12 protein-coding genes are annotated in these 14,020 nt (G+C 62.0%); 7 read left to right on the top strand and 5 right to left on the bottom strand.

All coding sequences use genetic code 11. The annotated features are described in order from the left end of the window. Window positions 1-438: 438 nt before the first annotated feature. From gyrB to dnaA, 3 genes are all read right to left on the bottom strand, one after another. Entirely contained in the window at window positions 439-2,910 is a 2,472-nt protein-coding gene (gene gyrB / locus F6X40_RS09040; RefSeq protein ID WP_184069936.1) for a DNA topoisomerase (ATP-hydrolyzing) subunit B, read from the bottom strand. Window positions 2,911-3,024: 114 nt separating this feature from the next. Beyond that, window positions 3,025-4,128, bottom strand: coding sequence for a DNA polymerase III subunit beta (gene dnaN, locus F6X40_RS09035; protein WP_187627481.1), 1,104 nt, complete (start codon window positions 4,126-4,128; stop codon window positions 3,025-3,027). Between the two features lie 530 nt (window positions 4,129-4,658). Further along, a complete protein-coding gene (dnaA, locus tag F6X40_RS09030; protein ID WP_222946028.1) occupies window positions 4,659-6,257 on the bottom strand; it encodes a chromosomal replication initiator protein DnaA in 1,599 nt (532 codons plus the stop codon). A 383-nt stretch (window positions 6,258-6,640) separates the two neighbouring features. On the opposite strand from dnaA, the gene rpmH reads away from it, so the two are divergent. The 4 genes from rpmH to yidC all read left to right on the top strand — a co-directional run bounded on the left by rpmH (window position 6,641) and on the right by yidC (window position 9,306). Then, window positions 6,641-6,775, top strand: a complete 135-nt coding sequence (rpmH, locus tag F6X40_RS09025; protein WP_004198824.1) for a 50S ribosomal protein L34 — start codon at window positions 6,641-6,643, stop codon at window positions 6,773-6,775. A 19-nt stretch (window positions 6,776-6,794) separates the two neighbouring features. Continuing rightward, a complete protein-coding gene (gene rnpA, locus F6X40_RS09020; RefSeq protein ID WP_410452391.1) occupies window positions 6,795-7,274 on the top strand; it encodes a ribonuclease P protein component in 480 nt (159 codons plus the stop codon). Between the two features lie 112 nt (window positions 7,275-7,386). After that, a complete protein-coding gene (gene yidD / locus F6X40_RS09015; protein ID WP_167050029.1) occupies window positions 7,387-7,617 on the top strand; it encodes a membrane protein insertion efficiency factor YidD in 231 nt (76 codons plus the stop codon). Window positions 7,618-7,647: 30 nt separating this feature from the next. Then, on the top strand, window positions 7,648-9,306 hold the full coding sequence (gene yidC / locus F6X40_RS09010; RefSeq protein ID WP_187627478.1) for a membrane protein insertase YidC: 1,659 nt from the start codon (window positions 7,648-7,650) through the stop codon (window positions 9,304-9,306). Between the two features lie 137 nt (window positions 9,307-9,443). Here yidC and F6X40_RS09005 read toward each other — a convergent pair whose 3' ends face one another. Next, window positions 9,444-9,851, bottom strand: coding sequence for a helix-turn-helix domain-containing protein (locus F6X40_RS09005; RefSeq protein ID WP_018418931.1), 408 nt, complete (start codon window positions 9,849-9,851; stop codon window positions 9,444-9,446). Window positions 9,852-10,232: 381 nt separating this feature from the next. Between F6X40_RS09005 and mnmE the strand changes: the two genes are divergently transcribed. From mnmE to F6X40_RS08990, 3 genes are all read left to right on the top strand, one after another. Next, window positions 10,233-11,627, top strand: a complete 1,395-nt coding sequence (mnmE, locus tag F6X40_RS09000; RefSeq protein ID WP_187627477.1) for a tRNA uridine-5-carboxymethylaminomethyl(34) synthesis GTPase MnmE — start codon at window positions 10,233-10,235, stop codon at window positions 11,625-11,627. A gap of 183 nt (window positions 11,628-11,810) precedes the next feature. Next, the gene (locus tag F6X40_RS08995) at window positions 11,811-12,980 is read left to right on the top strand and encodes a tyrosine-type recombinase/integrase (protein ID WP_187627476.1); all 1,170 of its coding nucleotides are present in this window, start codon (window positions 11,811-11,813) and stop codon (window positions 12,978-12,980) included. A gap of 267 nt (window positions 12,981-13,247) precedes the next feature. Next, on the top strand, window positions 13,248-13,409 hold the full coding sequence (locus F6X40_RS08990; protein ID WP_167368611.1) for a hypothetical protein: 162 nt from the start codon (window positions 13,248-13,250) through the stop codon (window positions 13,407-13,409). 99 nt (window positions 13,410-13,508) lie between these two features. Here F6X40_RS08990 and F6X40_RS08985 read toward each other — a convergent pair whose 3' ends face one another. Then, window positions 13,509-13,838, bottom strand: a complete 330-nt coding sequence (locus F6X40_RS08985) for an ecotin precursor (protein WP_090802296.1) — start codon at window positions 13,836-13,838, stop codon at window positions 13,509-13,511. Between the last annotated feature and the right edge of the window lie 182 nt (window positions 13,839-14,020).

Here is a 14,020-nt window from a genome sequence, read left to right as displayed (position 1 = left end):
CGGTGACGGCAGACGGCAGACGGCAGACGGCAGACGGCAGACGGCAGACGGCAGACGGCAGACGGCAGACGGCAGACGGCAGACGGCAGACGGCAGGCACTTTATCGATTCGCCGGGTCGCGCATGTCCAGAAAGTCGAGGATTCGAGTCGCTTTAGCCGTTCGGAATCGCCGAGCGCGATCGGCGCGCGAGCGTAGCGCCGATTTCACTTCGCCGCCCCCAGGTTGATTCCTGAGCGGGGAGAGGAGCAAAAACTCGAAGAAAGCCACCAACAGCTGTTTGGCCTGAATGTCGACTCCGCGAGCAGGAAGAAAAGCTCAAGCAGTATCAGCACGTCGACGTATTGTTCATCAGCCTGACTATTAATAAAAAGACCCATAAGTTTCTCAACTTACGGGCCCGTTTTTCTCAGGTTATGCGTCTACCTACAACACACCCTCAAACGTCGATATTCCCCGCCCTCAACGCATTCGACTCAATAAAAGCCCTGCGCGGCTCCACGTCATCCCCCATGAGCGTAGTAAAGATGCCATCAGCAGCAATAGCATCCTCAATCTGCACCCGAAGAAGACGCCGCACCGCAGGATCCATAGTCGTCTCCCAAAGCTGCTCCGGATTCATCTCCCCGAGGCCTTTATAGCGCTGCTTGGACATGTTCCTCTCAGCATCAGCCAGCAGCCACTTCATCGCACTCTTAAAGTCGGTGACAGCCATACTCCGCTCCCCACGCTTGATCACAGCGCCAGAGCCAATCAACCCCTTGAACGTATTAGCGGTCGTCACAAGCTGCTGATAATCCGCAGTCAACTGAAACTCTTCATCGATCACAGAAATCTTCTGATTCCCATGATGCGTCCGCGCGACGCGCAGCGAGCGCAGCTCCCGCACAGGGTCATACATCGTGGTCACGGTCACCTCAGGCTTCAACGCATCATCCCGCAGCTTCGCTTCGAGCGCGCGCGCCGAAGCCTCGGCCGCCTGCTCACTGGACAGATCGATAGCAACCCCATCCATCACGGCCTCGAGCGCACCCGCGTCATACAGCCGGCTCAACCGATCAACCACGGCCTGCGCCAACAGATAAGCCCGAGCCAACTCACCCAACGCATCCCCGGTAATCGGAGTCGCACCTTCAGAAGCCACCAACTCCGACCCCTGCAACGCGAGCCGAAGAATATGAGCGTTGACTTCCGACTCATCCTTCAGATACCGCTCATCCTTCCCCGCCTTGATCTTGTAAAGCGGCGGCTGCGCGATATAGATATACCCTCGCTCGATCATCTCCGGCATCTGCCGATAGAAGAACGTCAACAACAGCGTCCGAATGTGCGCGCCATCGACGTCAGCATCGGTCATGATGATGATGCGGTGATAGCGCAGCTTGTCGAGGTTGTAGTCTTCCTTACCGATCCCGCACCCAAGCGCGGTAATCAGCGTAACGATCTGCTCGGAAGAAAGCAGCTTGTCGTAACGCGCCTTCTCGACGTTCAGCACCTTGCCGCGCAGCGGCAAGATAGCCTGAAACTTCCGATCACGCCCCTGCTTCGCCGACCCACCCGCCGAGTCACCCTCGACGATATAAATCTCCGACTTCGCCGGGTCCTTCTCCTGGCAATCGGCGAGCTTCCCGGGCAAACCGACGCCATCGAGCACGCCCTTACGGCGCGTCATCTCACGCGCCTTGCGCGCCGCGTCGCGCGCACGCGCCGCATCGACGATCTTGCCGCAGATGATCTTCGCGTCGGCCGGCGTCTCGAGCAGGAATTCCTCGAGCGCCTTTGCGACCACTTCTTCCACCGGCGCGCGCACTTCCGACGACACCAGCTTGTCCTTCGTCTGCGAGCTGAACTTCGGCTCCGGCACCTTCACCGACAGCACGCACGACAGCCCTTCACGCATGTCGTCGCCCGAGGTCTCGACCTTTGCCTTCTTCGCGACTTCGTGATCGGCGATGTACTTGTTCAGCACGCGCGTCATCGCCGCACGCAGACCGGTAAGGTGCGTGCCGCCATCGCGCTGCGGAATGTTGTTCGTGAAGCACAGCACGTTTTCGTTGTAGCTGTCGTTCCACTGCATCGCCACTTCGACGCCCACACTATCCTTCTCGCCCATGATGTGGAAGATGTTCGGGTGCAGCACGGACTTGTTCTTGTTGATGTACTCGACAAAACCCTTCACGCCGCCGACGAACGCGAAATCCTCTTCCTTACCCGAGCGCTGATCCACCAATCGAATCCGCACGCCGTTATTGAGGAACGAAAGCTCACGAATCCGCTTCGCGAGAATGTCGTAGTGGTATTCAACATTGCCGAAAATCTTTTCATCGGCCATGAAATGCACTTCGGTGCCGCGGTTTTCGGTGTCGCCGATCACCTGTATCGGCGACGTGGTCACGCCGTCGATCTCTTCGAGCACGCGGTTCTGCGGCACACCACGGTGGAATTCCATGAAGTGCTTCTTGCCGTCGCGGCGCACGGTGAGGCGCAACCACGCCGACAGCGCGTTCACGCACGACACGCCCACGCCGTGCAGGCCGCCCGACACCTTGTAGCTGTTCTGGTCGAACTTGCCGCCGGCGTGCAGCTCGGTCATCACGATTTCGGCGGCGCTGCGCTTCGGATCGTGCTTGTCGTCCATCTTGAGGCCGGTCGGCACGCCGCGGCCGTTGTCGGTGATCGACACGGAGTTGTCCGCGTGGATGATCACCTGGATGTCGTTGCAATGGCCGGCGAGCGCTTCGTCGATCGAGTTGTCGAGCACTTCGAACACGAGGTGGTGCAAACCGGTGCCATCCGATGTATCCCCGATGTACATCCCAGGCCGCTTGCGCACGGCTTCCAGACCTTCGAGGATCTGGATGGACGAGGCGCCGTAGCTGTTATCGGGCTGCGTATTGTTCGTTTCAGTCATGGATTTTTTCCGGTTCTGCGTTACTGCAAGGTTGCTGCTCTGGACTTTTCAAAACGCCATAAAAACGCCAAAGGGGCGCTGCGCCCCTTGGTGTTCTTCTTGATGTTGGACGCGTCAGATGCGCATCGGCATCACCACGTACTTGAATTCGTCGTTCTCGGGAATCGTGATCAATGCGCTGGAGCTGGCATCACCCAGGCTCACCTGCAGCATGTCGACCTTCAAATTCGCGAGCACGTCGAGCAGATACGTGACGTTGAACCCGATATCGACGCTGTCGCCGTCGTATGCGATTTCCAGTTCTTCCTGCGCCTCTTCCTGATCGGCGTTGGTCGACATGATCTTCAACTGGCCCGGCTCGACGATGCAGCGCACGCCCTTGAACTTATCCGACGTCAGAATCGCCGCGCGTTGCAGCGAACGCTGCAGTTCTTCGCGGCCAATCTGGAATTTGTTCTTGTGCGACTTCGGAATCACGCGCTGGAAGTCGGGGAACTTGCCTTCCACGAGCTTCGACACGAGTTCAACCTGACCGAACGTGAACTTGACCTGCGTCTGCGCGATGTCAATCTTCAGCGTGTCGTCGATGTCTTCGAGCAGGCGCTGCAGTTCGAGAATCGTCTTGCGCGGAATGATCACTTCGTGGCGCGCGAAGGAGCCCTCGATCTTCATCGACGAGAACGCGAGACGGTGACCGTCGGTCGCGACCGCCATCAGCTGATCGCCGTCCACCACCAGCAACATGCCGTTCAGGTAGTAGCGGATGTCCTGCTGGGCCATCGAGAAATGGACCATGCCGAGCAGCTGGCGGAACGTCTTTTGAGGAACCACCAGGCTCGCGCCGTAGTCTTTGGCCTGAGCGACGGTCGGGAATTCGTCCGCGGCGAGCGTCTGCAGCGCAAAGCGGCTCTTGCCGGATTGCACGGTCAGACGCTTGTCGTTCAGCGTCAGCGTGACCTGGCCGTCAGGCATCGCGCGCAGAATGTCGAGGAGCTTGCGCGCCGCCACCGTGGTCGCGACCGAATCGCCGCCCACGCCGAAATCGGCGCGCGTGGTGATCTGCAACTCCAGGTCGGTCGACAGGAACGATATGTCAGGACCGTTCTTGGTGATCAGCAAATTGGCGAGGATCGGCAACGTATGGCGGCGTTCGACGATGCCGCTCACGGTTTGCAGCGGCCTGAGGAGGTTGTCGCGTTCGGTCTTGACCAGTTGCATAGGGTTCCTTCGTTGATATAACGGCCTGCACGCCTTACGGGACAAGCTTTTCAGCGCGCAGCCACGGCTCCCCGTCGGCGCCCTGAAAAGCGCCCGACACGGCGTGAAATCCGCCCGTCGCCGCCGGGCGGTTAAACCTGTATTGTGCCTGAAAACGGGACCGCCTCACTAAAATGGGGGCGAGTTCGGGAATAAACAGGTCGATTTTGTAGGGCGTGGTCCGGGCTGCCGCCGACTTGTCGCGCCGCTGCGCGGCGCTACCGGTTCGCAGGCTCGTTGTTCCGCCACTTCTGGCCGGTTGCGCCGCAAATTCGTCACGGGTTTGCCGCGCTTTTTACGTCGCTTCTGCCCGCTTACCGTCGCGTTCCTTGTCATTTCCCGTTCGGACCCGACAGCGCCGCCGGGTTGTGAGTCCCCTGCCCGTTTCTCGATTTACAGCGTTTTCGCGGCCTCATTCAAACCACTGCGTAGCCGCTTCCAGCGTTTCCTGCCGCCGACGTCTGTTTCACGGTCGCGTGCGGCCAGCCCGTTTAGCCCTTCAGCGTCTGCTCCAGCACGTGCAGTTCGTGATTCAGCTGCGCGTCCTTGCTGCGCTCGTCGGCGATCTTGCGCACCGCGTGCAGCACCGTCGTGTGGTCGCGCCCGCCGAAAAGCTCGCCGATTTCCGGCAGACTCTTCTGCGTCAATTCCTTCGCCAGGTACATCGCGATCTGCCGCGGCCGCGCGATGTTCGCCGGACGCTTCTTCGAATACATGTCCGCGACCTTGATGCTGTAGAAGTCGGCGACCGTTTTCTGGATGTTTTCCACCGAAATCTGCCGGTTCTGCACCGTCAGCAGGTCTTTCAGCGCTTCCTTGGTCAGTTCGATCGTGATTTCGCGGCCGTGGAACTTCGAATACGCGAGGATCTTGCGCAGCGCGCCCTCGAGCTCGCGCACGTTCGAGCGGAGATGCTTCGCGACGAAGAACGCGACGTCCTCATTCAGGCTCACGAACTCCGATTGCGCCTTGCGCATCAGAATCGCGACGCGCATTTCGAGTTCGGGCGGCTCGATCGCCACCGTCAGGCCGGAGTCGAAGCGCGAGATCAGGCGATCGTCGATACCCGAGATTTCCTTCGGATACGTATCGCTCGTGATGATCACTTGCGCCTTGTTGGCGACCAGCGCCTCAAAAGCGTAGAAGAATTCCTCCTGCGTGCGCGACTTGCCCGAAAAGAACTGAATATCGTCGATCAGCAGCAGGTCGAGCGAGTGGTAGTAGCGCTTGAAGTCGTCGAACGCCTTGCGCTGGTACGCCTTCACGACATCGGACACGTACTGTTCCGCGTGGATGTAGCGAATCCGCGCGCCGGGTTTGTCCATCAGCAACTGATTTCCGATAGCATGGATCAGGTGTGTCTTGCCGAGGCCCACGCCACCGTACAGGAACAGCGGGTTATACGAAATGCCGGGGTTGTCGGCGACCTGGATCGCCGCGGCGCGCGCGAGCTGATTCGCCTTACCGGTCACGAAGTTGTCGAAGGTCAGCACGGGGTTCAGCTTCGAGCGCTCGTACATCGAGTCGCTCTCGCTGGATGCCGTCGCGCCCACGCCTTGGCCTGGGCGCCACGTGCGACGTCCGGCGGCGGCTTCGTTCGCGTCCAGGCTCGGCAGATCGAGATCTGCAACGTTTTCGGCGGCACTGCGCGAATTCGCGTTTTGCGCTGCGAGCGCCGCAGCCGCGGCTGCGGGATTCGCGCGCGCGGCATGCGCGGCGTGCACGGCGCCGACAGCCGCATCGAGGGCCGCGACGCCACCGGCACTACCGCCCTGCGGCGCGGCCGAAGCCGGGCGTGCCGACGACGGAGCCGGCGCCGCGGCCGTTGGGCTACGCATGCCGGCCTTCGGATCCAATACGAATTGCACGTCCACCGGCGCATGCCAGAAATCGCGGGCCATATCCGCGATGCGGCCGGAGAACTGGCTCTTGACCCAGTCGAGCTTGAAGCGGTTCGGCGCGGCAATGCTCAACGTGTTCGCATCGGCGTCGAAGGCGACCGGGGCCAAGGGTTTGATCCACGTCACGTACTGCTGGGGCGTAAGCTCACGCTCCAGCAATGCGGAACAGTGTTGCCAGAATTCGTTCATCAAGTTGCTATCGTTATGGTGTGCACGGCGGTCGCCGCTGCCCCTGTCGCGCACGCGCAACAAGGCCCTGAGCAGCCAGGCGTAACGGCCCCAGGCGCCTGTGCCACAAGGGTCTGCGGGACAAGCGTGCCGGAGCGGCGTGCAACATTTTTGGGAAGTAAGGCGAGATTCTAACGCCAAAACGAACCCGAAAGTGAGTTATCCACAGGGACCGATCGCTTGGTCCGGCAACCCCCGGCTACGCCAGACGACGGCTAAACTATTGACGGCCAACGGAAAACCAGTTTAAATAGCGGGTTCCGCGAAAACCAATTTCAGTAAACCACCGGCCATTGCGCTTTCAGCGATGATCGCGCGGTTTTTTTCGATCAAGTGAGAGCAACATGAAACGTACTTACCAACCTTCCGTTACCCGTCGCAAGCGCACCCATGGCTTCCGCGTTCGCATGAAGACCGCTGGCGGCCGCAAGGTCATCAACGCACGTCGCGCGAAGGGCCGCAAGCGCCTCGCGATCTAAGGCAAGCGGATTGCGCGCTGTGACCGAAACCCGCGGCGAAGCGGGAGCGGCCGGGGCGCAGCAACCGGGCTCGGTTCCGTTGCGAGCGCAAGCCGCCTTCCCCAAAGCCGCAAGGCTGCTAAAAACGGATGAATTTTCATCCGTTTTTCGTTTGCGGCCGTGGCGCCGTACCGCACACTTCGTCGTGTACGGCCGGCCCACCGGCAACGAGGCGCGTCTTGGCCTCGTGATCGGTAAGAAGTATGCGCCGCGCGCGGCTACGCGGAATCTGGTGCGCCGGATCGCGCGCGAAGCCTTCCGGCTGCGTCGCGCGGAATTCGGCGGTTGGGATGTGCTGCTGCGTCTACACACGCGTTTCGACAAAAAAGCTTTGCCGAGCGCGTCGTCGTCGCCGTTGAAGGCGCTGTGCCGCAGCGAAATCGAGGCGCTGCTCGACAAGGCAGCGCGCGAAATTACCCGTCGTCAGGTGCCGCCCGCGGAGGCGCCCAGGACGGAATGACGCAGTGACCGCCCGCACCACGGTCGCCGCAACGGGCGTTGCGCCGGCAGCTTCAGAGCGCGGGCGTCGTCCTGTACTTCACGTTGCGCGGCGCCGTACGGCCGCACCTGCCATGCAAACGGTACTCTTCGCTTTATTGCGCTTTTACAAGCTTGCCGTGAGCCCCATGCTCGGCAACCGGTGCCGTTTTTACCCTTCCTGCTCTGATTACGCGCGCGAGGCAATCCAGTATCATGGCGCCGCGCGCGGGACTTATCTCGCCGTGAGGCGTGTTTGCCGCTGCCACCCGTTTTCCGCGGGCGGCATCGATCTCGTCCCGCCACCCACTTCTGAAAAGCGCTGACGCGCCGTTCCATCGACACTGAGACAACGCATGGATATCAAACGCACCGTCCTATGGGTCATCTTTTTCATGTCAGCTGTCATGCTGTTCGACAACTGGCAACGCGACCACGGACGCCCGTCGATGTTCTTCCCGAGCACGACGCCGACCCAGACCGCCGGCAGCGCCGCGCCGGGCACCACGACAACGGGCACCCAGCCGGCCGATCTGCCGACAACCAACGCGGCCGCGCCGGGCAACGCGCCAGCGGCCGAGCAATCGCAGCTCGTGAAGTTCGGCACCGACGTCTATAGCGGCGAAATCGACACCCGCGGTGCCACATTGTCGCGCCTGTCGCTCGTCAAGCAGGGCGACGGCAAGCAGCCGGATCTCGTGATCACGCTGTTCGACAAGACGAACAATCACACGTATCTGGCGCGCACCGGCCTGCTCGGCGGTGACTTTCCGAATCACAACGACATCTTTACGCTGATGCCGAATCAGCCGACCCACCTGGCCGACGGCCAGAACTCGTTCCAGATGAGCTTCGAGTCGCCGGAAAAGGGCGGCCTCCGGGTCATCAAGACGTATACGTTCACGCGCGGCAGCTACGTGATCGGCGTCGAGACGAAGGTCCAGAACGTCGGCACCACGCCGGTGACGCCGCAGATCTATATGGAACTCGTGCGCGACGACCAGCCGGTCGAAACGCCGCGCTTCTCGCACACGTTCATCGGACCGGCTGTCTACACGAACGAGCATCACTTCCAGAAGATGACGTTCAGCGATCTCGACAAGAACAAGGAAAACTTCGCGACGTCGGCCAACGACGGCTGGGTCGCGATGGTCCAGCACTACTTCGCGTCGGCCTGGATTCCGCAGGAAGGCGTGAAGCGCGAGTTCTACGCCGAGAAGATCGATCCCTCGCTGTATCGCGTCGGCATGAAGGAGGCGATGCCGACCATTCAACCGGGCCAGACCGTCAGCGTGTCCGCGCGTCTGTTCGCCGGTCCGGAAGAAGAAAAGATGCTCGCAGGTATCGCGCCGGGTCTCGATCTGGTGAAGGACTACGGCTGGGTCACGATCATCGCGAAGCCGCTGTTCTGGCTGCTGTCGAAGATCCACAGCTATGTCGGCAACTGGGGCTGGTCGATCGTGCTGCTCACGGTGCTGATCAAGGCGGTGTTCTTCCCGCTGTCGGCCGCGAGCTACAAGTCGATGGCGCGCATGAAGGCGATCACGCCGCGCATGCAGGCGCTGCGCGAGCGTTTCAAGGGCGATCCGCAGAAGATGAACGCGGCACTGATGGAGCTGTACAAGACCGAGAAGGTCAATCCGTTCGGCGGCTGTCTGCCGGTCGTGATCCAGATCCCGGTGTTCATCTCGCTGTACTGGGTGTTGCTGTCGTCGGTGGAAATGCGCGGCGCGCCGTGGATTCTATGGATTCAGGATCTGTCGCAGCAGGACCCGTACTTCATCCTGCCGATCCTGATGGCCGTGTCGATGTTCCTGCAGACCCGCTTGAACCCGACGCCGCCGGACCCAGTCCAGGCGAAGATGATGATGTTCATGCCGATCGCGTTCTCGGTGATGTTCTTCTTCTTCCCCGCAGGTCTCGTGTTGTACTACGTCGTGAACAACGTGCTGTCGATCGCGCAGCAGTACTACATCACGCGGATGATGGGCAGCTCGAAGGCGAAGCCGGCCTGATGTTCCGTCCGGTGGCGGCCCGCAGGGCCGCCGTGACGCAAGCTCAAAACGAAAAGCCGCCCGGTGCGAACCGGGCGGCTTTTTTTATGGTGCGGTTGTAGGAAATGCGGCGGGCGGCTGCGCTTGAGTTTCGTCGTTCACTCTTCGTCGGAATCTTCGCCGTAAAAACGCACGATCATTTCCTCGACCAGATTCCGGTCCTTCGGGGTCAACGATGCGATCTTCGAAGCGAGTTCGATCGTTTCGGGTGTCGGCGGATATTTTTCGCCACGTGCCATCGGTCGTGCGCTGGCGCCGGGCGGTGGTCCGTAATGGAGCCAGTGCTCCTTGACGTTCAACCATTCGGCGAGCGTGCGCAACTTGTCCGGCTTCGGGATCGTCGTGCCCGTCAGCCATTTGTGTGCGGTCTGGGGCGTCACGGGCCGCTCGCCGTAATAGCGAAGATTGAATTGCTCGGCGAGTTTGGTCCCGCCGCGGATTTTCAGCGGCTCCAGCAGATCCTTCAGCCTCTTGGCGAAGGCGGCTTTTTCTTTGTCGGTCGGCATGGGCCAGATTGTGCAATTCGGAGTTCAGCCAGTTGACAACCGATCAAGCTTTGTTTTCTCTTATTTGAGATAGTTTTAGCTTGCAGCGCGCGCCCCATAACGCATTGCGCGAATTTGATTTTTTTCATCTCTCGACTGCCAGGCTTGGCTTTACCTGAACTGCAGTTCCTGCCGAGTCTCAATAATTCCCAAGTAGCGCGGTAATAATCCTAGCTTAATTGGGATAAATCTGAGTTGTTCAAACGATAGGGCGAACGGGCACGTCATCCGCTTCGCGTCCTTGTCGCCAGCCCTTCCGTGCGAGGCGCGCGCGTTACAATGCCTCGCGCCGGCTCGACCGATGCGGCCCTGCCCTTCCCCTCCCGTTTCGCCCGACTTCACATGCTCACGACCGACTCCGATTCCATCGTTGCCATTGCTACCGCGCCCGGCCGGGGAGGCATCGGCGTCGTGCGGATTTCGTTCGGCCGCGCTGGCGCGGCGGCGGCCCAGCCGTTGATGCAGGCCCTCACCGGCCAGACGCTCGCGGCGCGGCGCGCGAGCTACGTGCCGTTTCTCGACGCGAGCGGCAATCCGCTCGATCGCGGCATCGCGCTGTACTTTCCGGCGCCGCATTCGTACACCGGCGAGCACGTGCTTGAACTGCAAGGCCATGGCGGCCCGGTCGTGCTGCAATTGGTCCTGCAGCGCTGCATCGACGCCGGCCGCGCGTTCGGTCTACGGCTCGCCGAGCCCGGCGAATTCACGCGTCGCGCGTTTCTGAACGACAAGCTCGACCTCGCGCAGGCCGAGGCCGTCGCCGATCTGATCGAGGCGAGCACCGAGGCCGCCGCGCGTTCGGCCGGCCGCTCGCTCGACGGCGCGTTCTCGCGCGACATCCACGCGCTGGTCGAAGAGGTGATCACGCTGCGGATGCTGGTCGAAGCGACGCTCGACTTCCCGGAAGAGGAAATCGACTTCCTCGAAGCCGCTGACGCGCGCGGCAAGCTCGTGCGCATACGCGAGCGTCTCGCGCACGTGCTGAGCGAGGCGCGCCAGGGCGCGTTGCTGCGCGAAGGTTTGTCGGTCGTGCTGGCGGGGCAGCCGAACGTCGGCAAGTCGTCGTTGCTGAATGCGCTCGCCGGCGCCGAACTCGCGATCGTCACGCCGATCGCCGGCACGACGCGCGACAAGGTAGCGCAGACGATCCAGATCGAAGGCATCCCGCTGCACGTGATCGACACGGCCGGCCTGCGCGAGACCGAGGACGAGGTCGAGAAGATCGGCATCGAGCGCACGTGGGGCGAGATCGAGCGCGCGGACGTGGTGCTGCATCTGCTCGACGCGCGCGCCGGAATGACGGCCGGCGACGAAACGATCGCCGGACGCTTTCCGCGCGGCGTGCCCGTCGTCCGCGTGCTGAACAAGACCGACCTGACAGGGCTCGCGCCCGCGACGCAGGCGCTCGACGCCAACCTCGAACTTAGCGAGGTGCGGCTGTCGGCGAAGAAGGGTGACGGCGTCGCGCTGCTGCGCGACGAACTGCTGCGGATTGCCGGCTGGCAGGCGGGCGCGGAGAGCGTCTATCTCGCGCGTGAGCGGCACCTGATCGCGTTGCGCGCGGCCGACGAGCATCTGGCGACCGCCGCCGTGCATGCGGAGCAGAACGCGCAGGCGCTCGATCTGTTCGCCGAGGAATTGCGGCTCGCGCAGGATCAACTGAACTCGATCACCGGTGAGTTCAGTTCGGACGATCTGCTCGGCGTGATTTTCAGCCGATTCTGTATCGGCAAGTAACGCCGAACTTGTGCGTCGGCGCAATGCGGCCGTCATATAGGCTCTCGCGGCCGAATCGGCGCCGCTGCCACACACGCGAAAATCGCACTCCGTCGACCAAAAACCCGCCGGATTTTTGGTACACAACCGGGCAAGGGTTTAGAATCCAGCTGTCCGAGCCTAAACGTACAGCGTCCCCAAAGCATGCCCCGCCTCGCCACCCCGCTCACCGAATCCGAGATCCGCGCGCTCGAACCGCGCGCGACCCGCTACTGCGTCGCCGACGGCAACGGCCTCGTGATCGAGGTCATGACGACCGGCACCAAGGTCTGGCGCTTCCGCTATACGTTGAACGGCAAGCGTCAGCCGCTCGCGACCATCGGCGATTACCGGATGATTTCGCTGCGCGTCGCGCGCGCGAAGGCGCAGAGGTACGCGGCGCTCGTCGCGCAGGGCATCTCGCCGGTCGCAACCGCGCGGCGCGATCGCGGTGCCGAGAGCAAGGCCGACGTGCTGCGCGAAGCGGCCGAGCTTTATCTCGCGACGGCGCTGGCCGGCAAGTCGGATGAATATCGCCGCACCACGCGACGCGCGCTCGACAAGGACGTGCTGCCCGCGATCGGCAACAAGCCGATCGGCGCGGTCACCGCTGACGACGTCGTCGCGATCTGCGAGCGCATCAAAAGCCGCGGCTCGCCGAAAATGGCGCTGCACACGCGCAACGTCGTGAAGCGCCTGTACGCATACCTGATCGCGCGCCAGCTCGCGACCGGCAATCCCGCGGAAGTCGTACCGGCGCGCTCGATCGCGACCTTCGACAGCCGCACCCGCGTGCTGTCCGGCGCCGAGATCGGTGTCATGCTGCGCACGATCGACACATCCAATATCCGCCGTCCGCTGAAGCTCGCGCTGCATCTGCTGGTGCTGACGATGGCACGCAAAGCGGACCTCGTCGAATCGACATGGGTCGAGTTCGATCTCGACAACGCGCTGTGGACGATCCCCGCCGCGCGCCTGAACGCGCGCGAGGACCGCGTCGTCCGTTTGCCGCGTCAGGCGGTTGCGCTGCTGCGCGAGCTGCAGCGCGGGCGCACCAGCGAGACGTTCGTGTTCCCGAGCGTCAGGGGCGACGATCGGCCGATCGCGAAAAGCACGCTGAACCAGGCAGTCAAGGCATTGGGGCTCGACGTGGAGCATTTCGTGCTACACGACTTTCGTCGCACCGCGTCGTCGCATCTGCGCGACATGGAACAGCAAACAGCTGCGGGGGGCGACATCGCGAAGCGTGAAGCAACCGACGAAGCGGCGTGGCAGCGTCGCATGCTTCAGAGTTGGGCGGACTTTGTCGATAGCCAGATGGAAGTCGCGCGGTAGACGGCGAACGGGACGGCTTGACGGCATTGTCATGGGTTTTGGCGCCATGTGACGCTTGCCGTCAGGCCGGTAACAGGATGGTACACAGGCTAATGCGACCTCACCCAGACGCTAAGCAAATAAAGGAAAATTCATCAAAAGAACAGGTTTCCAAACCGGGCGCAAATGCGCCTTTTTTTGCTTCTCTGGACCGTTTGACATCGTCGTTCTTTCCCCGCTTCCTTCGCCTACACTGAGAGATGGATGCAAGCCGATACGGAGGTTCCGATGCCTGAATCAATGCTCGCTTATCTGATGGGGCCCGCCGTCATGCTGGTGGTCGGCCTTGCCATCTGGATGATGTCGCGTCACCGCGACCCGTCCAGACCGCCCAAGCTCGAGCGCTGGCTCGACACGCATTACGCGGAGTGGCTGCATCACAAGCATTAAGCCGTGCCTCAAATGGAAAAAGGCCGTCGCATTGGGCGACGGCCTTTTTGTCTACGCGTTGTTCGGCTGAATCATCCGCGCATCAGAGCCTGGCCGCGCTCACCACTGCGGCTCGGGTTGCGGTTGCGCATAGCCGTACTGTCCGGGCGGCGGTGCGCCGCACGCGACATAGGCGCGCTGATACTGGTCGTAGCAATATCCGGGCGGCGGTGCCACGTAAGCCGGCGCGGGCTGGTACGCGGGCTCGGCATAGACCGGCTGCGGATACGCGACCACCGGCGCCGGCGTCAACGCCGAGGTGACCACCGCGCCTAGCACCGCGCCGCCAATCAGCGCACCCACCACATCACCGCCGTGTCCGTGCGCGGACGCCTGGCCCGCCACCGTCAAACTACCCGCCATTACCAACGCCACTGCGATCTTTTTCATATTGAGCTCCCGCCGTTCAGGCATGGACGAATTGTCGCCGGCGCGCGCGGAAATAGATGCTGCAGTTGGTAACCGGAGATTAACTCTGTAACAGGTGCATAACGCTGGACGCGTGAGCCCACGCATGGCATTGCGCTGCATTTCATCCAGGCATCGCGGGGAAGATCGCCGCGCTGGCCTTG

The organism is Paraburkholderia sp. UCT31 (assembly GCF_014397655.1).
GTDB lineage: Bacteria > Pseudomonadota > Gammaproteobacteria > Burkholderiales > Burkholderiaceae > Paraburkholderia > Paraburkholderia tuberum.
Note: the sequence above shows the minus strand (reverse complement) of the source record. Positions and strands in the feature narration are given on the sequence as shown.